This window comes from Mesorhizobium sp. M6A.T.Cr.TU.014.01.1.1 (genome assembly GCF_004022765.1).
In the GTDB taxonomy this organism is placed as follows: Bacteria; Pseudomonadota; Alphaproteobacteria; order Rhizobiales; family Rhizobiaceae; genus Mesorhizobium; species Mesorhizobium mediterraneum.
Window position 1 is genome coordinate 53,343 of sequence record NZ_RZPG01000025.1, and the last position, 24,406, is coordinate 77,748.

Below are 24,406 nucleotides of genomic sequence, written 5' to 3' on the forward strand. Positions count from 1 at the left end.
CCGCAGGTGGCGGATTTCTGACAGCCCGATCCTCGTGCCGGCGCTTTGATGCGCCGCATGACCGAACCGAGACGCAAGCGCGGCGCCGAGCGAACCAGCAACAGGGGACCGGTTGCCATCCCGCAACTGCCGCTGCGGCGCGTCACCAATCCCTATCCGCCAATGGGGATGCTTTCGGCCGACCAGATCGAGGCGATCCACCAGGCGTCGATGCACATTCTGGAGAATTTCGGCATCGAGGTGATGAGCCCGCGAGCGCTTTCGCTGTTCGAGAAGGCCGGGGCCAAGGTCGATCATGCGCCGATGACAATCCGCATCGACCGGGGCATGGTCGACGAGGCACTGAAGACGACGCGGTCGAGCTACCGGCTTACGCCGCGCAACCCGGCCCATACCGTCCATCTCGGCGGCAACACCATCAACTTCACTCTGGTCGCCGGACCGCCCAATGTGCATGACATGGAACGTGGCCGCCGCGCCGGAAACTTGCGCGACTATGACGATCTCACCCGGCTGGCGCAGCATTTCAACTGCATCCACATGCTGGGCAATCAGGTCTGCGCGCCTGTCGACCTGCCGGCCAATTCACGCCATCTCGACACCTACTTCGCCAATCTGACGCTGACCGACAAAAGTTTTCACGTCTCGGCGATCGGCCGGGGCAGGGCGCTCGACGGCATCGAAATGATGGCGATTTCGCGAGGGCTGACGCTTGATGAGATGCGCGATGATCCCGGCGTCACCACCATCATCTCGGTCAACTCGCCGCGCCGCTTCGACGAGATGATGGCCGAAGGCCTGATGACCATGGCCGAGTTGGGCCAGTCGGTCGCGGTGACGCCGTTCACGCTGATGGGCGCGATGAGCCCGGTGACGCTTGCCGGCGCGCTCGCGCAGCAGAACGCCGAGGCATTGTTCGGCGTGGTCTTGACGCAGCTTGTCCGACCCGGCGCGCCGGTCATGTATGGCGCCTTCACATCCAATGTCGACATGAAGTCCGGCGCCCCGGCCTTCGGCACGCCGGAGAACACCAAGGCCAACATCGCTTCCGGGCAGTTGGCGAGGCGTTACGGACTGCCCTACCGGACAACGCCGGGTTCGGCCTCCAACGCCGCCGACGCGCAAGGCGCCTATGAGACGCTGATGGCGCTGTGGGGCGCGGTGCTCGGCCACGGCAATCTCGTCTACCACGCAGCCGGCTGGCAGGAAGGCGGGCTGACCGCGTCGTTCGAGAAGTTCATTATCGACGTCGAGATGATCCAGCACATGATGGAATTTTTGCGCCCGATCGAAGTCAACGAGGCGGAACTCGCCGTCGAGGCGCTGGGTGCTGTGCCGACCGGCGGCCATTTCTTCGGCGAGCCGCACACGCTGGAGCGCTACGCCACCGCCTTCTACCAGCCAATGCTCTCCAACTGGCAGAACTACGAGGCGTGGCAAGAGGCCGGCGGGCTCGACGCCACGGCGCGCGCAACGCGGCTGTGGAAGAAAGCGCTGGAAGATTATGTCGAGCCGACGATGGATATTTCTGTGCGCGAGGCGCTGGAGGCGTATGTGGCGAAGCGCAAGGAAGCGATTGGGGCGGGTGAGCCGTGATGGCCACAGGTTTGCGCTCGTATACCCCTCTCTGTCCTGCCGGACATCTCCCCCTCAAGGGGGGAGATTGGCTGTCACGTTTTCCTTCGCCAATCACCAACGTTGAAAGAAGCATGGCGGCGCCGTCGCTGCTGATCTCCCCCCTTGAGGGGGAGATGGCCGGCAGGACAGAGAGGGGTGGCTTGGCTCCTCCCGTCCCGATTCATCGTTCCCCTCCAACTCATTGAAATAACGAGAAAACCCATGAAATCGCATGCAAAGGTCGTGGTCATAGGCGGCGGTGTCGTCGGCTGTTCCGTGCTGTTCCATCTGGCGCGTCACGGCTGGACCGACATCGTGCTTCTGGAGCGTGACGAGCTGACTTCCGGCTCGACCTGGCATGCGGCCGGCGGCATGCACACGATCAATGGCGATCCCAACGTCGCCAAGCTGCAGAAATACACGATCTCGCTCTACAAGGAGATCGAGGAGCTGTCCGGCCAGGCGACCGGCGTGCATCTGACCGGCGGCGTGCTTCTGGCGGCGACCGAGGCGCGGCTCGACTGGCTGCGCGGCGTTGTCGCCAAAGGCCGCTATCTCGGCATCGACCTCGAGGAGATTTCGCCTAACGAAGCGGCCGAGCTGATGCCGCTGCTCGACCCGAAGCAGTTCGTCGGCGCCGTCCGCAACAAGGAGGATGGCCATCTCGATCCCTCGGGTGTCACCCATGCCTATGCCAAAGCCGCGCGGAAACTTGGCGCCGAGGTTGAGCGCTTCACCAAGGTCGAGGACATCGTGCGCCGCGCCGACGGGCTGTGGCGCGTCATCACCAACAAAGGCGAGGTGGTGGCCGAGCATGTCGTCAATGCCGGCGGCCTGTGGGCGCGCAAGGTCGGCCGCATGGTCGGGCTGGAGCTGCCGGTGCTGGCCATGGAGCACATGTATCTGATCACCGAGGACATGCCGGAGGTTGCCGCCTGGAACCAGAAGACCGGCACGGAGATCATCCATGCGGTCGATTTCGACGGCGAGCTCTATCTGCGCCAGGAGCGCGGCGGCATGCTGATGGGCACTTACGAGAAGGCCAACAAGCCATGGTCCGAATTTTCGACGCCGTGGAATTTCGGCCACGAACTGCTGGAGCCCGACATCGACCGCATCGCGCCATCGCTGGAGGTCGGCTTCAGGCATTTCCCGGCCTTCCAGAACACTGGCATCAAGCAGATCATCAACGGTCCCTTCACCTTCGCGCCGGACGGCAACCCGCTGGTCGGGCCGGTGCGCGGCCTGCCTGGTTTCTGGGTCGCCTGCGGCGTCATGGCCGGCTTTTCGCAGGGCGGCGGTGTTGGCCTCGCACTGTCGAACTGGATGATCGAGGGCGACCCCGGCGCCGACATCTGGGCGATGGATGTGTCGCGCTATGGTGACTGGGCAACGATGGCCTACACCAATGCCAAGGTGCGCGAGAATTATTCGCGGCGTTTTTCCATCCGCTTCCCCAATGAGGAGCTGCCTGCCGGGCGGCCGCTCAAGACCACGCCGGTCTACGACCTCTTGTCGGCCAAGGGCGCGCAATGGGGCGTGGCCTTTGGACTGGAAGTGCCGCTTTGGTATGCGCCCGAGGGCGTCAAAGATGAGTTCTCGTGGCGGCGCTCAAGCGATTTTGAGCATGTCGCAAACGAGGTGAGAACGGTGCGGACAAGTGTCGGCCTGTCGGAAATTTCGAACTTCGCCAAATATAGGGTGACCGGCGAGGGCGCTGCGGTCTGGCTCGACCGCCTGCTTGCCTGCAAGCTGCCAAGACCCGGCCGCATGACGCTGGCGCCGATGCTGAAGGAAGACGGCAGGCTGATCGGCGATTTCTCGCTGGCCAATCTCGACAGTCCCAATTCCAACGGGGAGGGCTGGTTTCTCGCCGGCTCCGGCATTGCCGAGCAGTATCACATGCGCTGGTTCGAGGCGCATCTGCCGCAGGACGGCTCGGTTCGTGTCGAGGCGCTGGCGGCGAAGCTGACGGGCCTGTCGATCGCTGGACCGAATGCGCGGGAACTCCTGGCAAAGGTCACGCGGGCAGATGTCGCCAATGCGGCGTTTCCGTTCATGGCCATCCGCAAGATGGATATCGGCATGGCGCCGTGCCTGGTCGGCCGCGTCAGCTACACCGGCGATCTCGGTTACGAGATCTGGGTGGCGCCGGAATATCAGCGCGCGGCGTACCAGACCCTGATGGCAGCGGGTGAAGAATTTGGCCTCGGCCTGTTCGGTTCGCGCGCGCTCAACGCGCTTCGGCTGGAAAAGAACTACGGCTCGTGGGCGCGCGAATACCGGCCGATCTACGGGCCGCTGGAGGCCGGTCTCGATCGCTTCGTCGCCTACGGGAAAGAAACCGATTTTGTCGGCAAGCAAGCGGCACTCGCCGAGCGCCAGCAAGGCGGCAAGCTGCGGCTGCGCGCCTTTGTCGTCGATGCGGCCGACGCCGACGTCATCGGCGACGAGCCGATCTGGTTCGACGGCGCCGTGCGCGGCTGGGTCACGTCAGGCGGCTACGCGCACCATTCGAAGGCGTCCGTGGCCATGGGCTATGTGCCGAAGGAGATCGCCGACGAGGCCGACGGCTTCGAGATCGAGCTTCTGGGTAAGCGCTATCGCGCGCGCGTGCAGCCGTCGCCGCTGTTCGACGCGAATCTCGAGCGGATGCGGGGGTGAAGGCGCCGCTTGTCGGCGCCTCAAGCGCTGCGGCGGTTGTCCAGCGCAAAAGCGCCGGGACCGGCGAACACCAGATAGAGGAAGATGAAACAGAAGGAGATTGCCGCATCGCCGCCATTGTTGACCGGGAAAAAGCCGCTTGGCATGTGCGCCATGAAATAGGCGATCGCCATCTCGCCGCTGAGAAGGAACGCGACCGGCCTGGTGAACAGCCCCAATACCAGCAGGATGCCGCCAGCGAATTGGAGGATGCCCGCGGTCAGCGATAGGCCGCTCAGGGCGCCGGCATGATCGCTGACGGGAAAATTGAACAGTTTCTGGGTGCCGTGTTCCATAAACTGCAGCGCGGTCATGATGCGAAGCACAGCCAGAGCCTGCCGCTGATATCTGGCGAGACCGTCGAAAAGCTTCATCGAAGCTCCATTTTACCCCGAACTGGCCATAGATTATCGCCCGGCAAGGGACCATTCACTTCGCACGGCCTGCCATCAACAATCGGTGATTGGAAATGTTCCTCGTCCCTCAATATTTTTCTCGCTATGGTTGTATAAAATCGCTATAGTTGTATTGATAGCCAGACACTCCAACCATGTGGGTTCCGTTTGCCATGAGAAAAGTCGTCGTCAGCCTATTCGCCGTCGTTGCAGGCACCAGCGTCGCCATCGCCGACGACACCGGTTGTGCTGCTTTTAAATGGCCGGTGACGCGCGAGGAGGCCTTGTTTGCGGTGGCGCCCGCCGCGCAGTCTGGCGCTGACCTTTCGGTCGGCGAGGCTGCAGATGTGGCGTTGGTGCCGGTCGACACGATCAGCTTCACCGTTCCGCCGGAACGCGCGCCGGCAGCCGGTACATTCGGCGCGATGGCAAGCGTGGCCGTGCCCCCGGAGGGAGAACTCCAGATCAGCCTGTCCGATGAGGCCTGGGTCGATGTCGTTCAGGACGGCAAAGCCGTGAAGTTGGCGGGTTTCAGTGGTATGAAGACCTGTCCCGGGATACGCAAGAGCGTGCGCTTCAAGCCGGCCGCCGGCCCGGCGACCATCCAACTCAGCGGCGCCAAGAAAGAGACCCTCAAGATTGCTGTACTGGCGCCGGAATGACTTTGCGCCCTGAGGCAATTCATCTGCTCGCATCGCACCAACGGTGCGGTGCGGCTGTTCAATTTTGATAGGTATCGGGCTGGTTCAGTGTCCCGGCGCGATCAGCGCGAAATACGGGCGAGCCTCCGCCATGGGCACGATAGATTTCGCCTAGAGCGGTTCAGCTTTTGATAGAGTCGCCGAACCGCTCTAAGTATTTGTTCTTACGCAATTCCGGACGGAAAACCGCTACGCACTTTCCTGGAATTGCTCTAAGAAAGTCGCCCGGATCGAATGGTACCTCCGGCTCCCCGAAGCTCTTTCGCTAACTCGCGCTCCCCAATTCTTGCCGTCGCCGAACGACACATAGCCGTCCAACTCAGCAGCACCAAAAAGTTGCGGTGCTGACGCTGGAATGATCCAGCGGCAGCACTCGGTTGGTCAGGACGCCTACCGCACCGGCGCCATCAGCGCGAAATGAGCGCCTTGCGGATCCGTGCACTGCACGATCCAACCGCCGCCGGGAACCTCCATCGGGCCCATCAGGATCTTGCCGCCATTGTCGGTCACGCGCTTGGCCGCCGCGTCGATGGCCGGAACGTTGAAATAGAACTGCCAGGCCGGCACCGGAATCTGCTCGGGCTTGTTCATCATGCCGCCAATAGGCTCGCCGCCGGCGGCGAAGAGCTGGTAGGTGCCCATCGGCCCCATATCCATGGCCTCGCCCTTGGTCCAGCCGAATTGCCCGGCATAGAAATCGAACGCGGCCTGCCAGTCGGTCGTATAGAGCTCATGCCAGCCGATATTGCCGGGCGTCGCCAATGGCAGCGGCGGCTGGTCGGGGCCATCCGGCTGCAGGAAGTTGAAGGCCGCGCCTTGCGGATCGGCAACGACGGCAAAGCGGCCGACGCCCGGAATGTCATCGGGTTCGCGATGAACTGTACCGCCGGCCTCCTTCAACGATTTTGTCGAGGCATCGACATCCCTGGTGTGGATGTAGCCGATCCAGGCCGGCGGCATACCCATCTTGCGCACTTCGTCCGGCTGCGCCATCAGCCCGGCAACGCCGCGCTCGCCGACATTCATGACGATATAGCGCGGCATGCCGGGCGCGCCGTCGAAGGGCTGCGCCTTCCAGCCAACGACAGCGGTGTAGAACGCTTCGGCGGCGTCGAGATCGGTGGTCATCAGTTCGTACCAGAAAAAGGGCATCGGGGACTTTGGCATTGTCGTGCTCCCTGCGTTTCCAGTTGTGGATTGTGGTTCGATCCATCCTAGGACGATCTTGGCGACGGAAATCCGACATCTGGGCCAGAAATCGATGGCGGCAAGGCGCCCCTCATTCGTAATCTTGCGCAAGTCGCGGTTTTCGACTTTGCTTGCCGCCAACGAGGGTTGTTGATCCATGCGCCGGATGTCGCTCACTTCAGAGCTTGTCGCGCTATGCCATCGGGAGGAGGCCGATCCCGGTCCCGATGGAAGCTGGACGCAACTGACCGATGAGGATTTCCAGACGCTTGCCTCCCGGCTGTCAGGCGAGGCGGACGAGGGAACCGCTATGGGTGTTCGCCTATGGCTCGCTGATCTGGAAGCCGGCCTTCGAGTCCGTCGAACAGCAGCGCGCCACCGCTTTCGGCTGGCATCGGTCTTTTTGCCTCGACATGGTCCGTTGGCGCGGCAGTGCCGAGCAGCCGGGCTTGATGATGGCGCTCGAACGGGGCGGGCGGTGCAACGGCGTGATCTACCGCTTGCCGGAAGGCGAAAAACCGCTGCAGATCGAAAGATTGCTGCGGCGCGAGATCAGCGATCACGAGAGTATCGGCTCAGTCAGGTGGCTTCCGGTGCGTACGGCTCAAGGCAGGCTAAGGGCGCTGGGCTTCTGGGTCGGTGTGACCGGCAGGGGCACCTCGCTCAACCAGCCGCTGGAGAGGGTAGCCCAAGTGCTGGCGCGGGCGTGCGGGCATGTCGGGTCCGGTGCCGAATATCTCTACAACACCGTCAGTCACCTGGAAGCGTTCGGCATTCGTGACCGCAATCTGTGGCGGCTGCAGGAACTGGTCGCGAACGAGATCAGGTCGATGCATGGCCGTGCCCCCGGAATGGGCCTCCTGTCTGCACAGTGATCGCGCGTGAAATAAAAACATGAGTATATCTATCATGTTTTTATCAAGCCTTTTCAGCGGCTTGCATCGAAAATTGACCAATTGATAAAAAAACAAAACGTGCTAGCCTTCGGCAAAACCACAAGAATGGGGAAGCGGAATGGCGACTGGTCATTTCAAGCAGGGCATTGCCGGCGGACGGCTTTCGCCCGAACAATATGCGGATAATTTTTCCGACCTGCATCCGCCGCTCGATCATCACGAGGCGCTGGTCGAGTCCGATCGCTGCTATTTCTGCTATGACGCGCCATGCATGAACGCATGCCCGACCTCGATCGACATCCCGCTGTTCATCCGCCAGATCTCGACCGGCAATCCGATCGGCTCGGCCAAGACGATTTTCGACCAGAACATTTTGGGCGGCATGTGCGCCCGCGTCTGCCCGACCGAGACGCTGTGCGAAGAGGTCTGCGTGCGCGAAGTGGCCGAAGGCAAGCCGGTGCAGATCGGCCGCCTGCAACGCTACGCCACCGATGTCGCGATGGCGCAGGACAAGCAGTTTTACCGGCGCGCTGAGCCGACCGGCAAGACGGTCGCCGTGGTTGGCGCCGGACCGGCGGGGCTTGCCGCCGCGCATCGGCTCGCCCGCCATGGTCATGAGGTGACCATCCTTGAGGCCCGCCCGAAGGCCGGCGGTCTCAATGAATACGGCATCGCCGCCTACAAGAGCATCGACAATTTCGCCCAGGCCGAGGTGGATTACGTCCTGTCGATCGGCGGCATCGAGGTTCAGAATGGCAAGGCGCTCGGCCGCGACTATCAGCTGTCGGACCTGACCAGGAACTACGACGCGGTGTTTCTCGGCATGGGGCTTGGCGGCGTCAATGCGCTGCGTGCCGACGGCGAGGAGGCGCAAGGCGTGACCAATGCCGTGGAGTTCATCGCGGAGCTTCGCCAGGCCAGTGACCTTGCCAGCCTGCCGGTCGGCCGGCGTGTCGTCGTCATCGGCGGCGGCATGACGGCGATCGACGCAGCGGTGCAATCGAAACTGCTCGGCGCCGAAGAGGTGACGATCTGCTACCGGCGCGGCCAGGAGCACATGAACGCCTCCGAATTCGAGCAGGATCTGGCCGCCGCCAACGGCGTCACGATCCGTCACTGGCTGCAGCCGAAGCGGGTCATTGCCGAAGGCGGCAAGGTGTCGGGCATCGAGCTCGAATACACGGCGATGGATGGCGAGAAACTCGTCGGCACCGGCGAGCGCCTGACGCTCACTGCCGACCAGGTGTTCAAGGCGATCGGCCAGAGCTTTGTCCCGGCTGCGCTCAATGGCAGCGGGGCCTTGCTTGCGTTGGAGGCTGGCCGCATCAAGGTCGATGCCGAATGCCGTACTTCGCTGGCCAATGTCTGGGCGGGCGGCGATTGTATCCATGGCGGCGACGACCTCACCGTCTCCGCCGTCGCTCAGGGCCGTGACGCCGCGGAATCGATCCACCGGGCACTGACCTCGAACGGGAGGGCATGAGCATGGCAGATATCAGAAACAATTTCGTCGGCATCAAATCGCCCAATCCGTTCTGGCTGGCCTCGGCGCCGCCGACCGACAAGGCCTACAATGTCATCCGCGCCTTTAAAGCGGGCTGGGGCGGCGTGGTGTGGAAGACGCTCGGCGAAGAGGGCCCGCCGGTGGTCAACGTCAACGGTCCGCGCTATGGCGCGATCTGGGGCGCCGACCGCCGCCTGCTCGGCCTCAACAACATCGAGCTGATCACCGACCGCGACCTGCAGGTCAATCTGCGCGAGATCAAGCAGGTCAAGAAGGACTGGCCCGACCGCGCCATCGTCGTCTCGCTGATGGTGCCTTGCGAGGAACACGCGTGGAAGGCGATCCTGCCGGTGGTCGAGGAGACGGAGGCCGACGGCATCGAGCTTAATTTCGGCTGCCCGCACGGCATGTCGGAACGCGGCATGGGTGCCGCCGTCGGCCAGGTGCCGGAATACATCGAAATGGTCGTGCGCTGGTGCAAGGCCAACACCCGCATGCCTGTCATCACCAAGCTGACGCCCAACATCACCGATGTGCGCAAGCCGGCGCGTGCCGCTCTTGCCGGCGGCACGGATGCGGTGTCGCTGATCAACACCATCAATTCGATTACCGGCGTCAATCTCGATAGTTTTGCACCGGAACCGACAATCGACGGCAAGGGTTCGCATGGCGGCTATTGCGGCCCGGCGGTGAAGCCGATCGCCATGAACATGGTCGCCGAGATCGCCCGCGATCCGGAAACGCATGGCCTGCCGATCTCCGGTATCGGCGGCATCACCACATGGCGCGACGCCGCCGAATTCATGGCGCTCGGCGCCGGCAATGTGCAGGTGTGCACCGCGGCGATGACCTATGGCTTCAAGATCGTGCAGGAGATGATCGCCGGCCTGGAAAACTGGATGGACGAGAAGGGCCATGCCTCGCTCGACGATATCGTCGGCCGCGCCACGCCCAACGTCACCGACTGGCAATATCTCAACCTTAACTACATCGCCAAGGCGCATATCGACCAGGAGGCCTGCATCAAATGCGGCCGCTGCCACATCGCCTGCGAGGACACCTCGCACCAGGCGATCACCGCAATGGTCGACGGCGCCAGGCACTTCGAAGTGATCGAGGCCGAATGCGTCGGCTGCAATCTCTGCGTCAATGTCTGCCCGGTCGAGAACTGCATCACCATGGAGCCGCTGGCGGCCGGCGTGATGGACCAGCGCACCGGCAGACCGGTGTCGCCGGTCTACGCCAACTGGACGACGCATCCCAACAATCCGATGGCCAAGGTGGCGGCGGAATAGGGGCGGCCGCCTGTTGTGGAAAAGCGGCGTCTGCGGCGCCGCTTTTTTCAAAAGTATATTGAAGATAAAATTTATCCACGATAGGATATATCCGTGAATTGGAGATCAGCACGATGAAGCTGGGCGAGGGCGTCGAAGCGGCCATCCACTGCGCCGCGATGCTTGCCGGCGTGGAAGGCGCGGCGACTATACCGGGTGCTGCCATGGCCGAAGCGTTCGGCCTGTCGCCGAGCTATCTCCTCAAGCATCTCAATGCGCTGACGGCGTCGCGCATTCTGGAATCGGTGCCCGGGCCATCGGGCGGTTACCGGCTGGCGCGGCGGGCGGAGCGCATAACGCTGCTCGATATCGTGCTCGCCGTGGAAGGACGCGAACCGGCCTTTCGTTGCGGCGAAATCCGTCAGCGCGGACCGGCCAGGCTCGATGCTTCCGTCTATGTCAAACCCTGCGGCATCAGCGTCGCGATGATGAAGGCTGAGCGCGCCTATCGCGCCGCTCTTGCCGAGGCCCGGCTGTCGGACATCGTGGCGGAATATGTAAGCGATGCCGATCCCCGTTCAGTCGCCGCGAACTGCGCCTTTGTCGAGCGCCATCAGCGACCACAGAAATCCAGTTCAACCAAGCAAGCGTGAAAGGCAAAGACGATGAAACAGAGGCTGCAATTCTTCGGCGCTGCGCCGGAAATCATGAAAGCGGTATCGGCGCTCAACAAGGCGGTCGACGAATGCGGGCTCGAGGAAAGCCTGTTGCATCTGATCAAGCTGCGGGCATCGCAGATCAATGGCTGTTCGTATTGCGTCGAGATGCACAGCCGCGAGGCGCGCCATGACGGCGAGACCGAGCAGCGGCTTTATCTCGTCTCCGCCTGGAAGGAATCGCCGCTGTTTTCCGAACGAGAACGCGCTGCCTTCGCCTGGACCGAAGCGGTGACGAAGATCGCCGATAACGGTGTCTCGGACGAACTCTATGCGCGCACGCTCGAGCATTTCTCGGAAGAGGAATTGGTCAAGCTGTCTGTCGCGCTTGGCATGATCAACGCCTGGAACCGGCTTTGCATCCCGTTCCAGGCCATTCATCCGATGCCGGCGGCGAAAGCTGCCTGAGCGGTCGAACCGGCGCGCGGCCTGGGCGCCGCGTGCCATTTTTGTTTGAGGATCAAGAACATGATGGCAAATTTTGAGAATGAAATTCTGTTTGCCGCCCGCCTGCTGCTTGGCGGCGCCTTTGTCTTTGCCGGTCTGCGCAACATCCAGAACGCTACCTTCCTGACCCAGCTGATGACGACACGCGGCGTGCCGCAGGCGCGGCTGATGCTGTGGCTGGGTATCGTCCTGCAGGTCGTCTCCGGAGCGCTGGTGATATCAGGTGTCTGGACCGCTGCCGCCGCCTTGTGCCTGGTGCTGTTCCTGATTGTCGCCACGCCGATGTTCCACAATTTCTGGGATCATCAGGGGCCCGAGCGGGCGTCCCGCATCAACGGCTTTGTCGGCAATGTGGCGTTGACTGGAGGGTTCCTGGCGCTGGTGGCGCAGCCGCTTTGACGGTTCGGACGGCCGCCTCGCGGCGGCAGCCGCCACGGTCTGTGGCGACATGCCAGTTTCCGCGCCGCGAGGCCGAAGCGGAAGAGCCGCCGACGATCACGGCATGTGAGGGTTTCTCGCTCGTGAACGTTATCCCTTCGATGTTAAGGTGGCCGGCTGACGCTCGACCAGATCGAGGCTCAATGTCCGCAAATGCTGTCTTGCCTTTGCATCATAGGCCTGCGCGTTGGCGCGGGCTTCCCTCAGACCGTCGAAATACAGGCCGCTCCGCCCTTCCAGGTCAGGCGATATCGCAAGGTTAAGGATGGCGTCAGCGCCGGTCTCGACCGAGTTCCACGGCGTGACGCCGGCTTGCCGGACCATGGTCGTATTCATGTAGCTTGCCGGATGGAGGCTGTTGACGGTCACATTGCTGCCCTTCAGCTCCTGCGCCAGATCGATGGTGAACATGATCTGCGCCAGCTTGCTCTGGCAGTAGGCACGGACGCCATCGTAGCTGCGGGTCAGCATGACATCGTCGAAATCGATCGCCTGCTGGCCGGCCGAGGCGACGTTGACGATGCGCGCCGGCGCGCTCGCCTTGAGCAGCGGCAGAAGCTGCGAAGTGAGCAGGAAGCCGGCGAGGTAGTTGACGGCAAAGCGCAGTTCGTAGCCGTCGGCGCTGACCTGTCGTTTGGTGCCGGCGGTGCCGATGCCGGCGTTGTTGATGAGGATATCGAGCCGATCCGTGCGGGCGCGGACAGCCTCGGCGAGACGGCGGATTTCGGCGAGCGACGAAAGGTCGGCGACGAGAAGCTCGGCCTTGCCGCCGGCGGTTTCGATCTCGGCGACCGTCGCCTTGCCTCGTGTCGCATCGCGGCCATGCACCAGGACACGCGCGCCGCCGGCGCCGAGCCTTTGCGCAACCACGCGGCCGACGCCGTCGGTCGATCCGGTGATGAGGATTGTCTTGTCGTTCAGTTCCATGCTTGAGCCTCCACATTGTTGCTCTGGGTGGAAGATGGGGCATCCGACACGCCTCAAACAGTTCAAACATTATCCTGGCATCCATACTGCTATAATGGCGTCGATGGATTCCCCGACGCAATCAGCCGATGGTTGGCCGCAGCCCCGTAAGCTTCGTCATCGCAGGGCGTAGCAGCCGCGAAGCGATGCAGCGCAGATCCCAGGATGACGAAACGAGAGTTAGGTTTTCGGCTTCAGCCCGTCGATGAACAGCTGTTCCAGAAATCTTGCCGCATCCTCGAAGCGGCCGTCACCGCCGCGGTTGGGACCGAGCACGGCGCGGACCTGAACGTCGAAATCGGCGTAATGCTGCGTCGTCGCCCAGATCGAGAAGATCAGGTGCCAAGGGTCGGTGCGGGCGATCTTGCCGGCGCGCATCCAGCCCTTGATGACGGCGGCCTTCTCGTCGACCAGCGTCTTCAACTCGCCTTCCAGCATCGGCATGATGCGCGGCGCGCCCTGCAGGATCTCGTTGGCGAACAGGCGGCTTTCCCTAGGGAAATCGCGCGCCATTTCGAGCTTGCGCCTGATATAGCTGCGCAATTCGGTCAGGGGGTCGCCGATGTCGTCGAGTTCGCGCAGTGGCGCCAGCCAGGTGTCCAGAAGCCGCTGCATCAGCGTCTCGTGAATGTCCTCCTTGCGGCGGAAATAGTAGAGCAGGTTGGGCTTCGACATGCCGGCGGCTTCGGCGATCTGGTCGATGGTCGAGCCGCGAAAACCGTTGGTTGAGAAGACCTCGAGCGCCGCCTCCAGGATGAGCTCGCGCTTTTCCTGCTGGATGCGGGTACGGCGAGGGGCGGGGGTGTCCATGTCGGCCGTCACCCTTGCAGGCCGCCGCACCGAGGGCCATCTGGACCAATTCTCTGGACCAGTTTTTCTCCGGCCTGTGGAGCGCGCTTCAGCTGCCGCATTTCCGCTAGTAATCCCTTGACCGCCGACAGGGCGGTGCTAACGTTTGTCCAATCGGTCAAAATTTGCGTAGCACGAAAACGCAACGGAGACCAAGTGTCGGGAAGACCAAGCGTTAGCCGCACCGAAACAGGTTACAAGGGGAAGTCTTGGTCATGTCCAACCGGCTGAAAGTCACGCCGAACGATCTTAGCGCATTCTGGATGCCGTTCACGGCAAACCGGCAGTTCAAGCAGGCGCCTCGCATGATGGTGTCCGCCAAGGACATGCATTACACGACGAGCGACGGACGCAAGGTTCTCGACGGCACCGCCGGCCTGTGGTGTGTCAACGCCGGCCACTGCCGGCCGAAGATCACCGAGGCGATCCAGCAACAGGCCGCCGAACTCGACTATGCGCCGGCCTTCCAGATGGGCCACCCGATCGTCTTCGAACTGGCGAACCGTTTGGTCGACCTCGCGCCGAAGGGCATGGACCATGTGTTCTTCACCAATTCCGGATCGGAATCGGTCGAGACCGCGCTGAAGATGGCGATCGCCTATCACCGCGCCAAAGGCGAGGGCTCACGCACCCGCCTGATCGGCCGCGAGCGCGGCTATCACGGCGTCAATTTCGGCGGCATCTCGGTCGGCGGCATCGTCACCAATCGCAAGATGTTCGGCACGCTGCTCGGCGGCGTCGACCACATGCCGCACACGCATCTGCCGGAGAAGAATTCGTTCACCAAGGGGGTGCCCGAACATGGCGCGGAATTGGCCAACGAGCTGGAGCGCATCGTCGCGCTGCATGATGCCTCGACCATCGCGGCCGTCATCGTCGAGCCGGTGGCCGGTTCTACCGGCGTCATCCTGCCGCCGAAGGGCTATTTGCAGAAGCTGCGCGAGATCTGCACCAAGCACGGCATCCTTTTGATCTTCGACGAGGTCATCACCGGCTTCGGCCGCCTTGGCACGCCATTCGCCGCCGACTATTTCGGCGTCACGCCCGATATCATGACCACCGCCAAGGGCGTCTCCAACGGCGTCATCCCGATGGGCGCGGTGTTCGTCAAGAAGGAAATCCACGACGCCTTCATGACCGGTCCCGAGCATATGATCGAGTTCTTCCACGGCTACACCTATTCGGGCAATCCGATCGCCTGTGCGGCCGCACTCGGCACGCTCGACACCTACAAGGAAGAGGGGCTGCTGACCCGCGGCGAGGAACTGGCGCCGTATTGGGAAGACGCGCTGCATTCGCTGAAGGGCGAGCCGAACGTCATCGATATCAGAAACATCGGCCTGATCGGCGCGATCGAGCTGGCGCCCATTCCCGGTAGTCCGACCAAGCGTGCCTTCTCGGCCTTCGTCAAGGCGTTCGAGCGCGGCGCCCTGATCCGCACCACCGGCGACATCATCGCGCTGTCACCGCCGCTGATCATCACCAAGGGCCAGATCAATGAATTGATCGACCATGTGCGTGAAGTGCTGAGGGCGGTGGATTGAGGGACGTGCCGCAGCTTTCCCTCCCCCTTGAGGGGAGGGTGGCCGCGAAGCGGCCGGGTGGGGTCGGTGCGGCAGCGCGTCGACCTGATCTCTTGCCGCGAGGTTGTTTCTGATGCCCCGTACCCGCGTGAGCTTCGAAATGCGTCAAAAGGCGCGCGCGCTTCGAGTTCATGCGACCAAGGGCGAATCCCTGCTGCGGTATGAACTGCGCGAGCTGAAATCGGCCGGCATCAAGTTCCGCCGCCAGTGTCCGATTGGGCCCTATATCGTTGACTTTGCCTGCCTTGCGGTAAAGCTGGTCGTGGAAGTGGATGGCGATCTGCACGAGCAGGAACTGGGCAAACGGCACGATGCTGTCCGTGACGCCTATCTGCGATCGCTCGGGTTCGATATATTTCGCGTTGACGAGCCCGATGTCATAAACAGCGCATGGCATGTCGCGCAGGTGGTGAAGGAGAAGGTCGTGCGCATGTTCGGCGACCCCACCCGACCGCTTCGCGGCCACCCTCCCCTCGAGGGGGAGGGGGACGCCGGCGTGCCGCAATCGATGAGGTTTTAGAAAATGGCCGCTCCCGGCGAGAATCTGCGAATCAATTCAGACCGTTTGTGGGATTCGATAATGGAGATGGCGAAGATCGGCCCCGGCATTGCCGGCGGCAACAATCGCCAGACATTGACCGATGAGGACGGCGAAGGGCGGCATCTGTTCAAGCGCTGGTGCGAAGCGGCGGGGCTCGAAATGGGCCTCGACGAGATGGGCACGATGTTTGCCCGCCGCGAAGGCACCGACCCTGATCTGCCGCCTGTCTATGTCGGTAGCCATCTCGATACTCAGCCGACCGGCGGCAAGTATGACGGCGTGCTCGGCGTGCTTGGCGGGCTGGAGATCGTGCGCTCGCTCAACGAGCTCGGCATCAAGACCAAACATCCGATCGTCGTCACCAACTGGACGAACGAGGAAGGTGCGCGCTTTGCGCCGGCCATGATGGCATCCGGCGTTTTTGCCGGCGTCCTCGACCAGGCCGATGTCTATTCGCATGTCGACAAGGACGGCAAGAAGTTTGGCGAGGAGCTCGAACGCATCGGCTGGAAGGGCGCCGAGAAAGTCGGTGACCGCAAGATACACGCCTTCTTCGAGCTGCATATCGAGCAAGGGCCGATCCTCGAGGACGAGGGCATCGATATCGGCGTCGTCACCCATGGCCAGGGGCTGAAATGGCTGCAGGTGACGCTGACCGGCAAGGAGGCGCATACCGGCTCGACGCCGATGCCCAAGCGCCGCAACGCCGGGCTCGGCATGGCGCGGGTGATCGAGCTGGTTCACGAGATCGCCATGGACTACCAGCCCGACGCCGTCGGCGCGGTCGGCCATATGGAGGTCTATCCGAACTCGCGCAACATCATCGCCGGACGCACCGTATTCACCATCGACATCCGCTCGCCGGAAAAGGAAGTGCTGGACGCGATGGACGGGCGCATCCGTGAGGGGATCGACACGATCTGCGAAGCGCTCGACATCAAATACGTGATCGATCAGGTCGGCCATTTCGATCCGGTCACCTTCGATGCGGGCTGCGTCAAGGCTGTGCGGGAAGCGGCAGAGCGCTTGGGTTATACGCATCGCAACATCGTCTCCGGGGCCGGCCACGACGCCTGCTGGATCAACCGCGTCGCGCCGACGGCGATGGTGATGTGCCCGTGCGTCGATGGCCTGTCGCACAACGAGGCCGAAGAGATCTCCAAGGAATGGGCGGCGGCCGGCGCCGATGTTTTGTTCCATGCGGTGGTGGAGACGGCTGTCATCGTGGAGTGAGCTAGAAACCAAGATTCCGAACGCCGCTCGCCAGAAGCGCGAAGAGAACAAGGGAACAAGAAAATGTCCAAAGTCATCAAGAACGGCACCATCGTGACCGCCGACCGCAGCTGGAAGGCCGACGTGCTGTTCAAGCACGGCAAGATCATCGCCATCGGCCCGGATCTGCATGGCGACCACGAGTTCGACGCCACCGGCTGCTATGTGATGCCGGGCGGCATCGACCCGCATACCCATCTCGAAATGCCGTTCATGGGCACATACTCGGCCGATGATTTCGAGAGCGGCACGCGCGCCGCGCTTGCCGGCGGCACCACCATGGTTGTCGATTTCTGCCTGCCGGCGCCGCAGCAGTCTCTGCTCGAGGCCTTGCAGATGTGGGACAACAAGACCTCGAAAGCATCCTGCGACTATTCCTTCCACATGGCGATCACCTGGTGGGGCAAGCAGGTGTTCGACGAGATGGCCACCGTCGTCGACAAGGGCATAACCTCGTTCAAGCACTTCATGGCCTACAAGGGGGCGCTGATGGTCGACGACGACGAGATGTATTCGTCGTTCCAGCGTTGCGCCGATCTTGGCGCGCTGCCGCTGGTCCATGCCGAGAATGGCGACGTGGTTGCCGCCCTGTCGCAGAAGCTGCTGGCCGCGGGCAATAACGGCCCCGAAGGGCACGCCTATTCGCGCCCGCCGGAAGTGGAAGGCGAGGCGACCAACCGCGCCATCATGATCGCCGACATGGCCGGCGTGCCGCTCTATGTCGTCCACGTCTCCTGCGAGCAGGCCCATGAAGCCATTCGCAGAGCGCGACAGAAAGGCATGCGCGTGTTTGGCGAGCCATTGATCCAGCATCTGACGCTCGATGAGAGCGAATATTTCGACAAGGACTGGGACCATGCGGCGCGCCGGGTGATGAGCCCGCCCTTCCGCAACAAATTGCATCAGGATTCGCTGTGGGCCGGCCTGCAGGCCGGATCGCTGCAAGTGGTGGCGACCGACCATTGCGCCTTCACCACCAGCCAAAAGCGCAACGGCGTCGGCGATTTCACCAAAATCCCGAACGGCACCGGCGGGCTCGAGGACCGTTTGCCAGTGCTGTGGACGGCGGGCGTCAACACCGGCCGGCTGACGATGAACGAATTCGTCGCGGTGACCTCGACCAACATCGCCAAGATCCTCAACATGTATCCGAAGAAGGGCGCCATCGTCGAAGGCGCGGACGCCGACATCGTGGTCTGGGACCCGAAGCGAAAGAAGACGATCACCTCCAAGAAACAGCAATCGGTGATCGACTACAACGTCTTCGAAGGTTTTGAGGTCACCGGCCTGCCGCGCTTTGTCTTCTCGCGCGGCGAACTGTCGATCCAGGAGGCTGAGGTCAAGGCGAAGCCCAGCCATGGCGAGTTCGTCGGCCGCGAGCCGAATGCAGCGGTCAACCGGGCGCTGTCGACCTGGAAGGAGATTTCTGCGCCGCGCAAAGTGGAACGCACAGGTATTCCGGCGACCGGGGTCTGAACATGCACGCTGTTCATGTCGCCATAGCAGCCGCGGCCCTGCTGGCCGCCGGCCAGGCTTCGGCCGCCGCGATCGACCTTTCCAAGCCCTATGGCAACAAGTCAGGCTGTATCAACAAGAACGGTCAGCAGGTCTATGCCGAGGACATGCTGCTCCTGACCGACAAGGAATTCATCACTGTGGCCAGCGCCTGCACTTTCACCGAAAAGCAGGCACAGGCCGACGGTTCGCTGGTGGTGAAATCACTGTGCGACGCGGAAGGCGAGGAAGGTCAGTCGCCAATCCAGTTCACCATCAGGCGCAGCCTGAAGAACGCCAAGAGGCTGGTGATTGCCGACGAGGACGGCATGGTCATGGGGGAAGTCTCCCGTTGCCGATGATGGCCGCTGCCTCAGCGTCGGCCTCAGGCGACCTGCCCATCCAGTTGCGGCAGCAGGACGACGCTTTCCTGTTCGTTGGGATCGGTGCGGGCGATGACCGCCGAGGCCGGGCTGGCGCTCAGATTGGCCGGCAGATGCGGCACTCCGGCAGGAATGTAGAAGAGGTCACCGGACTTGACCACGATCTGCTGTTCGAGCCGGTCGCATACCAGGTATGGACCTCGCCGGAGAGCACATAGATCGCCGTCTCATGGCTTTCATGCATGTGCGCCTTGGCGCGGGCACCGGGGGGCATGGTGAGCAGGTGCATGCAGATACCGGAGGAACCGACGGTCTCGGCGGCGATGCCGGTGAAATAACTCAGTCCCTGCTTGCCTTCATAAGAGCTTTCAGGGCGGATAAGATGACAAGTGGGTTTGGGCGACATCGGGGCGACTCTCGATCGAGTGGGAACTCTCAGCCGGATAGGACAGGGCGAGTGGAAAGCAACATCGAGGAAAGATCAACCGGATTCCGACCGGCGCGGCAGCGGTGCGAAAAGGCAGGCTGCGGCCTATGACGGGAGCATCGCCAGCCGTCGTTTCGGCAAGCAAGCTCGGCCTGACCTTCCAGACCAGTGACGGTCCGGTGCAGGCGCTGTCGAATGTCGACCTGACCATCGGCAAGGGCGAATTCGTGTCCTTCATCGGGCCGTCCGGCTGCGGCAAGACGACCTTGCTGCGGGTCATCGCCGATCTGGAGAAGCCGACCTCGGGAAGCATCTCGGTCAACGGCATGACGCCCGAGCAGGCGCGTGAGAGCCGCGCCTATGGCTATGTCTTCCAGGCGGCGGCGCTGTATCCGTGGCGTACGATCGAGCGCAATGTGGCGCTGCCGCTGGAGATCATGGGCCTGTCCAAGGCAGAGCAGGCGGCGCGGATCAAGCGCACGCTCGATCTCGTCAATTTGTCCGGCTTCGAGCAGAAATATCCGTGGCAGCTTTCCGGCGGCATGCAGCAGCGCGCCTCGATCGCGCGGGCGCTGGCCTTCGATGCCGATCTTCTGTTGATGGACGAGCCGTTCGGCGCGCTGGACGAGATCGTGCGCGACCATCTCAACGAACAGCTGCTGGAACTGTGGGAACGGACCAACAAGACCATCTGCTTCGTCACCCATTCCATTCCCGAGGCGGTCTACCTTTCGACGCGCATCATCGTCATGTCGCCGCGTCCGGGCCGCGTCAGCGACGTCATCGAATCGACGCTGCCCAAGCAGCGGCCGCTCGACATCCGCGAGACGCCGGAATTCCTGGCGATCGCCGCGCGCGTGCGTGATGGCCTCAGGGCAGGGCACAGCTATGATGATTGAGGCGGTGGAGAATGGGCTGCCTCCTGACGGGGGAGTGGCTGACCCTCCCTTCGTCATCCTAGGGCGGACCCGCCGCGAACCGGCGTGCGTAAAGGGAGCGCCAAACCACGCCCTCGTCATCCTAGGGCGAAGCAAGGAGCGAAGCGACGCGGCGCAGACCCTAGGATCCATGCCGTTACCTTCCCGCCCCGCAACGGTGCGAAACATTGCTCCCGACCTAAAGAAACCATCAGCCGTCGTGGCTTGCCCTGCGGACATTCTGAAGCGTTTGGGTTTTTCGGCCAACGTCACGGCATGGATCCTAGGGTCTGCGCACGCCGCTTCGCGGGTGCTCTGCCCTAGGATGACGAAAGCGCGGTCACCCTCTCGCGTCACGCAGAGCGTGCGCCAGTCTGGCGAGGGCCGCTGATGGACTCCTTCCGCGACAAGCTCATCCCGGTGACCTCGATCCTCGCGGGCGTGATGGTCGTTTGGTACATTATGGCCGTCATCCTCAACGCGCCGTTCCAGCGCGATCTCGATCGCCGCGCCGGCGAGACGCCTGATGTTGTGGAATTTATCGGCAAGACGATGTCGCAGCCGAAGCCGACACTGCCGGCGCCGCATCAGGTGGCGGTGAATTTCTTCGAGAACACGTTTCTGCGCAAGATCACCAGCAACCGCAGCCTTGTCTACAATGCCTGGGTGACGCTGTCCTCGACGTTGCTCGGCTTCGCGTTCGGCACCGCGCTCGGCATCGTCATCGCCGTCGGCATCGTGCATGTGGCGACGCTCGACCGCAGCCTGATGCCATGGATCATCGCCTCGCAGACGATTCCGATCCTGGCGGTGGCGCCGATGATCATCGTCGTGCTGGCGGCGGTCGGCGTCACCGGCCTGATCCCGAAAGCGCTGATCTCGACATATCTGTCTTTCTTCCCGGTCGCCGTCGGCATGGTCAAGGGTTTGCGTTCGCCCGAGCTCACTCATCTCGATCTGATGTACACCTACAATGCCAGCCCTTCGCAGACCTTCTGGAAATTGCGCGTACCGGCTTCGGTGCCGTTCCTGTTCACCTCGATGAAGGTCGCGGTCGCTGCCAGCCTGGTTGGCGCCATCGTTGGCGAACTGCCGACCGGTGCCGTTGCCGGCATCGGCGCCAAGCTGCTCGCCGGCGCCTATTATAGCCAGACCATCGACATCTGGTCAGCGCTGGTGGCCGGCTCGGTGGTGGCGGCTCTGCTGGTGATGGTCGTCGGCATCGCCGGGCGCATCGTCGATCGCGCCATGGGCGGGAGGCCGGCATGAGCGATCTCCTCAGCCTTTCGTCGATCGCGCCTCGTTCATGGCAGGGGTTTGCAGCGCTTGCCCTCCTTGCCGGCGCGTTCCTTCTTTGGCCGCTTGTCGATGCCACTCCCGGTTACGATGTGACGACTGGTGTTTTGATTTTCTTCCTGCTGCTCCTCGCAATTCAGTTTGACCATTTTCCGCCCGTAGCCAGGGCAATATTCCTTTTCATTGGCGCGCATGGCGCGGCGTGGCTGCTGCTCGCCGGCATAACCGGCAATGAGGGGAGCGCTCGCGCCTCCTTCTATCTGATGCTTGCCGCGGCATGGCTTCTGGCCTGGCGCTGCGTGACGGTTCTGTCCGCGCTTCGCCCGACCTCGCGCTGGGCGGCGACCGCTTTGAGGCTGATCATCCCGGCGATTTTCGGTGCCTGGATCCTGATCATCTGGGAGGCGGTGACGCGCGGCGCGGGCATTCCTTTCATCCTGCTGCCGCCGCCAAGCGCCATCGGCGTGCGTATCGCCAATTCGCTGCCGGTCCTGGCCGCCGACGTGCGGCAGACCATCTTCAAGGCGGTGATCTTCGGCTATGTCGTCGGCAGCGGTGCCGGCTTCCTCGCCGCCATCGCGGCCGACCGCGTGCCGTTCCTGCGCCGCGGTTTGCTGCCGATCGGGAACATGGTGTCGGCGTTGCCGATCATCGGCGTGGCGCCGATCATGGTCATGTGGTTCGGCTTCGACTGGCAGTCGAAGGCCGCCGTCGTCATCATCATGACCTTCTTCCCGATGCTGGTGAATACGGTCGCCGGCCTTGCCGCCTCCGGCCATATGGAGCGCGACCTGATGCGCACCTATGCGTCGAGCTATTGGCAGACGCTGTTCAAGCTGCGGTTGCCGGCGGCAGCCCCCTTCATCTTCAACGCACTGAAGATCAATTCGACGCTGGCGTTGATCGGCGCCATCGTCGCGGAGTTCTTCGGCACACCGGTGGTCGGCATGGGATTCCGGATTTCGACCGAAGTCGGACGGATGAATATCGACATGGTCTGGGCCGAAATCGCAGTTGCAGCACTTGCGGGTTCGGTCTTTTATGGCGTGGTCGCTCTTTTCGAGAGAGCAGTCACGTTTTGGCATCCCTCCGTCCGTGGTGGATAGGGCGGTGGCGGGTTTGGAATCAGGAGCGCATTGAAGGTCCTGATCCTAAAGGGTGAACACTTAACTTCAGAGGGTAAAGACATGAAAAGACTTGTTATTTCGATGCTGGCCGGCGCGATGTCGCTTGCCGCGTTCCAGGCGATGGCCGCAGACAAGGTGACGCTGCAGCTGAAATGGGTCACGCAGGCCCAATTCGCCGGCTACTACGTCGCCAAGGACAAGGGGTTCTATGAGGCCGAAGGCCTCGACGTCGAGATCAAGCCGGGCGGCCCCGATATCGCGCCCGAGCAGGTGATCGCCGGCGGCGGCGCCGATGTCATCGTCGACTGGATGGGCGGCGCGCTCGCCGCACGCGAAAAGGGCGTGCCGCTGGTCAATATCGCCCAGCCGTTCAAGAAGGCCGGCATGCAGCTGGTCTGCCCGAAGGATGGCCCGATCAAGACCGAAGCCGACTTCAAGGGCCATACGCTCGGCGTCTGGTTCTTCGGCAACGAATATCCGTTCTACGCCTGGATGAACAAGCTCGGCCTGAAGACCGACGGCGGTCCGGACGGCGTCACCGTGCTGAAGCAGAGTTTCGACGTGCAACCGCTGATCCAGAAGCAGGCGGATTGCATTTCGGTCATGACCTACAACGAATACTGGCAGCTCATCGACGCCGGCTACAAGCCGGAAGAGCTGATCGTGTTCAACTACTCGGCGATGGGCAACGACCTGCTTGAGGACGGGCTCTATGCGTCGGAGGACAAGCTCAAGGATCCGGCCTTCGAGGACAAGATGGTGCGTTTCGTGCGCGCCTCGATGAAAGGCTGGAAATACGCCGTCGACAATTCCGACGAGGCGGCCGGCATCGTCATGGACAATGGCGGCCAGGACGAGAACCACCAGAAGCGCATGATGGGCGAAGTCGCCAAGCTGATCGACAATGCCGACGGCAAGCTCGACCCGGCGACCTACGCGCGCACCGCCAAGGCGCTGCTTGACCAGAAGATCATCACCAAGGAGCCGACCGGCGCCTACACGACAGCCATCACTGACAAGGCGATCAAGTAGGGCGATCAACTGGGCTTCTGAAGCCTGCATTCGAAAAGGGGGCGGGCGACCGCCCCTTTTTGTTGGGACGTAAAATAGCCGTTACCGGTGGAAACATCTGCTCGCACAACCGTTGTTGCGGTGCATCCAGCTTCAGCGGATGTCATCGCCACAACGGAGATTTCCATGCGCATGCAATCCTTCTCGCCGATGCTTTCGGCGCTGGCCGTTTCGGCTTCGTTCCTGTGCGCTTCACCGGCTTTGGCCGAGATGATGAAGATGAAGGCGACGCTCGATGGCGCTCAGCAGAATCCGCCCATCACCACCGAGGGCAAGGGTACCGCCGCTCTCGTCTTTGACACCGCCACGAAACAGCTCACCTGGAACGTGACGTATTCAGGTCTCAGTGGGCCTGCGACGGCCGGACATATTCACGGTCCGGCAGCAAAGGGTGAAAATGCCGGCGTCGCCGTCCCGTTCAAGGGCGCTCCGAAAAGCCCGTTCAAGGGGGCGGCGGTGCTGACCGACGCGCAGGCTGCCGACCTGATGGCCGGCAAATATTACATCAACATCCATACGGCGGCCCACGAGGATGGCGAGATCCGCGGGCAGATCGAGAAGGCGGCGACGATGTAGCCAAGTCTTGCGCCGACGGAAGGGG

Annotated in this window: 22 protein-coding genes and 2 pseudogenes; 19 read left to right on the top strand and 5 right to left on the bottom strand. The window is 62.6% G+C overall.

Annotated features, from left to right (window positions below; translation table 11 throughout):
- Positions 1–57 precede the first annotated feature (57 nt).
- Positions 58–1,596 carry a trimethylamine methyltransferase family protein gene (locus EN885_RS25005; protein WP_164897912.1) on the top strand — a complete coding sequence of 513 codons (1,539 nt, stop codon included), beginning with the start codon at positions 58–60 and terminating at the stop codon, positions 1,594–1,596.
- A gap of 243 nt (positions 1,597–1,839) precedes the next feature.
- Positions 1,840–4,281 (top strand): FAD-dependent oxidoreductase, encoded by a 2,442-nt coding sequence (locus EN885_RS25015; RefSeq protein WP_128243204.1) that lies wholly within the window; start codon positions 1,840–1,842, stop codon positions 4,279–4,281.
- A gap of 20 nt (positions 4,282–4,301) precedes the next feature.
- On the opposite strand, the gene EN885_RS25020 is transcribed toward EN885_RS25015, so the two are convergent.
- Entirely contained in the window at positions 4,302–4,694 is a 393-nt protein-coding gene (locus tag EN885_RS25020) for a DoxX family protein (RefSeq protein WP_128243203.1), read from the bottom strand.
- A 194-nt stretch (positions 4,695–4,888) separates the two neighbouring features.
- Here EN885_RS25020 and EN885_RS25025 point away from each other — a divergent pair, with 194 nt between their 5' ends.
- Positions 4,889–5,377, top strand: a complete 489-nt coding sequence (locus EN885_RS25025) for a hypothetical protein (RefSeq protein ID WP_245461510.1) — start codon at positions 4,889–4,891, stop codon at positions 5,375–5,377.
- A 429-nt stretch (positions 5,378–5,806) separates the two neighbouring features.
- Here EN885_RS25025 and EN885_RS25030 read toward each other — a convergent pair whose 3' ends face one another.
- Positions 5,807–6,583, bottom strand: coding sequence for a VOC family protein (locus EN885_RS25030; RefSeq protein WP_127205697.1), 777 nt, complete (start codon positions 6,581–6,583; stop codon positions 5,807–5,809).
- Positions 6,584–6,761: 178 nt separating this feature from the next.
- On the opposite strand from EN885_RS25030, the pseudogene EN885_RS25035 reads away from it, so the two are divergent.
- The 6 genes and pseudogenes from EN885_RS25035 (at position 6,762) to EN885_RS25060 (ending at position 11,840) form a co-directional block, all read left to right on the top strand.
- Positions 6,762–7,479 (top strand): annotated as a pseudogene (locus EN885_RS25035) (gamma-glutamylcyclotransferase).
- A 139-nt stretch (positions 7,480–7,618) separates the two neighbouring features.
- On the top strand, positions 7,619–8,983 hold the full coding sequence (locus tag EN885_RS25040) for an NAD(P)-dependent oxidoreductase (protein WP_128243202.1): 1,365 nt from the start codon (positions 7,619–7,621) through the stop codon (positions 8,981–8,983).
- Positions 8,984–8,985: 2 nt separating this feature from the next.
- A complete protein-coding gene (gene preA / locus EN885_RS25045) occupies positions 8,986–10,299 on the top strand; it encodes an NAD-dependent dihydropyrimidine dehydrogenase subunit PreA (protein ID WP_128243201.1) in 1,314 nt (437 codons plus the stop codon).
- A gap of 113 nt (positions 10,300–10,412) precedes the next feature.
- Positions 10,413–10,931 carry an Rrf2 family transcriptional regulator gene (locus EN885_RS25050; protein ID WP_128243200.1) on the top strand — a complete coding sequence of 173 codons (519 nt, stop codon included), beginning with the start codon at positions 10,413–10,415 and terminating at the stop codon, positions 10,929–10,931.
- A gap of 12 nt (positions 10,932–10,943) precedes the next feature.
- Entirely contained in the window at positions 10,944–11,402 is a 459-nt protein-coding gene (locus EN885_RS25055) for a carboxymuconolactone decarboxylase family protein (RefSeq protein WP_095482898.1), read from the top strand.
- A 60-nt stretch (positions 11,403–11,462) separates the two neighbouring features.
- Entirely contained in the window at positions 11,463–11,840 is a 378-nt protein-coding gene (locus EN885_RS25060; RefSeq protein WP_095482946.1) for a DoxX family protein, read from the top strand.
- 129 nt (positions 11,841–11,969) lie between these two features.
- Here EN885_RS25060 and EN885_RS25065 read toward each other — a convergent pair whose 3' ends face one another.
- On the bottom strand, positions 11,970–12,806 hold the full coding sequence (locus EN885_RS25065) for an SDR family oxidoreductase (RefSeq protein ID WP_095482897.1): 837 nt from the start codon (positions 12,804–12,806) through the stop codon (positions 11,970–11,972).
- Positions 12,807–13,025: 219 nt separating this feature from the next.
- Positions 13,026–13,655 carry a TetR family transcriptional regulator C-terminal domain-containing protein gene (locus EN885_RS25070; RefSeq protein WP_128243199.1) on the bottom strand — a complete coding sequence of 210 codons (630 nt, stop codon included), beginning with the start codon at positions 13,653–13,655 and terminating at the stop codon, positions 13,026–13,028.
- A 254-nt stretch (positions 13,656–13,909) separates the two neighbouring features.
- Here EN885_RS25070 and EN885_RS25075 point away from each other — a divergent pair, with 254 nt between their 5' ends.
- The 5 genes from EN885_RS25075 to EN885_RS25095 all read left to right on the top strand — a co-directional run bounded on the left by EN885_RS25075 (position 13,910) and on the right by EN885_RS25095 (position 18,946).
- Positions 13,910–15,238, top strand: coding sequence for an aspartate aminotransferase family protein (locus EN885_RS25075; protein ID WP_128243198.1), 1,329 nt, complete (start codon positions 13,910–13,912; stop codon positions 15,236–15,238).
- A 112-nt stretch (positions 15,239–15,350) separates the two neighbouring features.
- Positions 15,351–15,797, top strand: coding sequence for an endonuclease domain-containing protein (locus tag EN885_RS25080; protein WP_128243197.1), 447 nt, complete (start codon positions 15,351–15,353; stop codon positions 15,795–15,797).
- 3 nt (positions 15,798–15,800) lie between these two features.
- Positions 15,801–17,051, top strand: a complete 1,251-nt coding sequence (locus EN885_RS25085) for a Zn-dependent hydrolase (RefSeq protein ID WP_126105854.1) — start codon at positions 15,801–15,803, stop codon at positions 17,049–17,051.
- 63 nt (positions 17,052–17,114) lie between these two features.
- Positions 17,115–18,566, top strand: a complete 1,452-nt coding sequence (gene hydA, locus EN885_RS25090; RefSeq protein ID WP_128243196.1) for a dihydropyrimidinase — start codon at positions 17,115–17,117, stop codon at positions 18,564–18,566.
- A gap of 2 nt (positions 18,567–18,568) precedes the next feature.
- A complete protein-coding gene (locus EN885_RS25095) occupies positions 18,569–18,946 on the top strand; it encodes a hypothetical protein (protein WP_128243195.1) in 378 nt (125 codons plus the stop codon).
- 23 nt (positions 18,947–18,969) lie between these two features.
- Here the strand turns inward: EN885_RS25095 and EN885_RS25100 are convergent.
- A pseudogene (locus tag EN885_RS25100) lies at positions 18,970–19,373 on the bottom strand (cupin domain-containing protein).
- Positions 19,374–19,501: 128 nt separating this feature from the next.
- Between EN885_RS25100 and EN885_RS25105 the strand changes: the two are divergent.
- From EN885_RS25105 to EN885_RS25130, 5 genes are all read left to right on the top strand, one after another.
- Complete coding sequence (locus EN885_RS25105; RefSeq protein WP_128243194.1) at positions 19,502–20,293, top strand: ABC transporter ATP-binding protein; 792 nt, start codon at positions 19,502–19,504, stop codon at positions 20,291–20,293.
- Positions 20,294–20,701: 408 nt separating this feature from the next.
- Positions 20,702–21,580: an ABC transporter permease gene (locus EN885_RS25115; protein WP_095482889.1), complete on the top strand. Its 879-nt coding sequence runs from the start codon at positions 20,702–20,704 to the stop codon at positions 21,578–21,580.
- Positions 21,577–22,713 (top strand): ABC transporter permease, encoded by a 1,137-nt coding sequence (locus EN885_RS25120; RefSeq protein WP_128243193.1) that lies wholly within the window; start codon positions 21,577–21,579, stop codon positions 22,711–22,713. Before EN885_RS25115 ends, EN885_RS25120 begins: the two co-directional genes overlap by 4 nt.
- Positions 22,714–22,794: 81 nt before the next feature.
- Positions 22,795–23,766 (top strand): ABC transporter substrate-binding protein, encoded by a 972-nt coding sequence (locus tag EN885_RS25125; protein ID WP_095482887.1) that lies wholly within the window; start codon positions 22,795–22,797, stop codon positions 23,764–23,766.
- Positions 23,767–23,931: 165 nt separating this feature from the next.
- Positions 23,932–24,381 carry a CHRD domain-containing protein gene (locus EN885_RS25130; protein ID WP_128243192.1) on the top strand — a complete coding sequence of 150 codons (450 nt, stop codon included), beginning with the start codon at positions 23,932–23,934 and terminating at the stop codon, positions 24,379–24,381.
- Positions 24,382–24,406: the final 25 nt, after the last annotated feature.

Excerpts from the sequence above, each read along its gene's own strand:
- EN885_RS25115 (WP_095482889.1), top strand. The coding sequence starts at position 20,702 with ATGGACTCCTTCCGCGACAAGCTCATCCCGGTGACCTCGATCCTCGCG.
- hydA (WP_128243196.1), top strand. The coding sequence starts at position 17,115 with ATGTCCAAAGTCATCAAGAACGGCACCATCGTGACCGCCGACCGCAGC.
- preA (WP_128243201.1), top strand. The coding sequence starts at position 8,986 with ATGGCAGATATCAGAAACAATTTCGTCGGCATCAAATCGCCCAATCCG.
- EN885_RS25085 (WP_126105854.1), top strand. The coding sequence starts at position 15,801 with ATGGCCGCTCCCGGCGAGAATCTGCGAATCAATTCAGACCGTTTGTGG.
- EN885_RS25050 (WP_128243200.1), top strand. The coding sequence starts at position 10,413 with ATGAAGCTGGGCGAGGGCGTCGAAGCGGCCATCCACTGCGCCGCGATG.
- EN885_RS25105 (WP_128243194.1), top strand. The coding sequence starts at position 19,502 with ATGACGGGAGCATCGCCAGCCGTCGTTTCGGCAAGCAAGCTCGGCCTG.
- EN885_RS25020 (WP_128243203.1), bottom strand. The coding sequence starts at position 4,694 with ATGAAGCTTTTCGACGGTCTCGCCAGATATCAGCGGCAGGCTCTGGCT.
- EN885_RS25005 (WP_164897912.1), top strand. The coding sequence starts at position 58 with ATGACCGAACCGAGACGCAAGCGCGGCGCCGAGCGAACCAGCAACAGG.
- EN885_RS25120 (WP_128243193.1), top strand. The coding sequence starts at position 21,577 with ATGAGCGATCTCCTCAGCCTTTCGTCGATCGCGCCTCGTTCATGGCAG.
- EN885_RS25070 (WP_128243199.1), bottom strand. The coding sequence starts at position 13,655 with ATGGACACCCCCGCCCCTCGCCGTACCCGCATCCAGCAGGAAAAGCGC.
- EN885_RS25065 (WP_095482897.1), bottom strand. The coding sequence starts at position 12,806 with ATGGAACTGAACGACAAGACAATCCTCATCACCGGATCGACCGACGGC.
- EN885_RS25025 (WP_245461510.1), top strand. The coding sequence starts at position 4,889 with ATGAGAAAAGTCGTCGTCAGCCTATTCGCCGTCGTTGCAGGCACCAGC.
- EN885_RS25080 (WP_128243197.1), top strand. The coding sequence starts at position 15,351 with ATGCCCCGTACCCGCGTGAGCTTCGAAATGCGTCAAAAGGCGCGCGCG.
- EN885_RS25095 (WP_128243195.1), top strand. The coding sequence starts at position 18,569 with ATGCACGCTGTTCATGTCGCCATAGCAGCCGCGGCCCTGCTGGCCGCC.
- EN885_RS25075 (WP_128243198.1), top strand. The coding sequence starts at position 13,910 with ATGTCCAACCGGCTGAAAGTCACGCCGAACGATCTTAGCGCATTCTGG.
- EN885_RS25015 (WP_128243204.1), top strand. The coding sequence starts at position 1,840 with ATGAAATCGCATGCAAAGGTCGTGGTCATAGGCGGCGGTGTCGTCGGC.
- EN885_RS25060 (WP_095482946.1), top strand. The coding sequence starts at position 11,463 with ATGATGGCAAATTTTGAGAATGAAATTCTGTTTGCCGCCCGCCTGCTG.
- EN885_RS25040 (WP_128243202.1), top strand. The coding sequence starts at position 7,619 with ATGGCGACTGGTCATTTCAAGCAGGGCATTGCCGGCGGACGGCTTTCG.
- EN885_RS25055 (WP_095482898.1), top strand. The coding sequence starts at position 10,944 with ATGAAACAGAGGCTGCAATTCTTCGGCGCTGCGCCGGAAATCATGAAA.
- EN885_RS25125 (WP_095482887.1), top strand. The coding sequence starts at position 22,795 with ATGAAAAGACTTGTTATTTCGATGCTGGCCGGCGCGATGTCGCTTGCC.
- EN885_RS25130 (WP_128243192.1), top strand. The coding sequence starts at position 23,932 with ATGCGCATGCAATCCTTCTCGCCGATGCTTTCGGCGCTGGCCGTTTCG.
- EN885_RS25030 (WP_127205697.1), bottom strand. The coding sequence starts at position 6,583 with ATGCCAAAGTCCCCGATGCCCTTTTTCTGGTACGAACTGATGACCACC.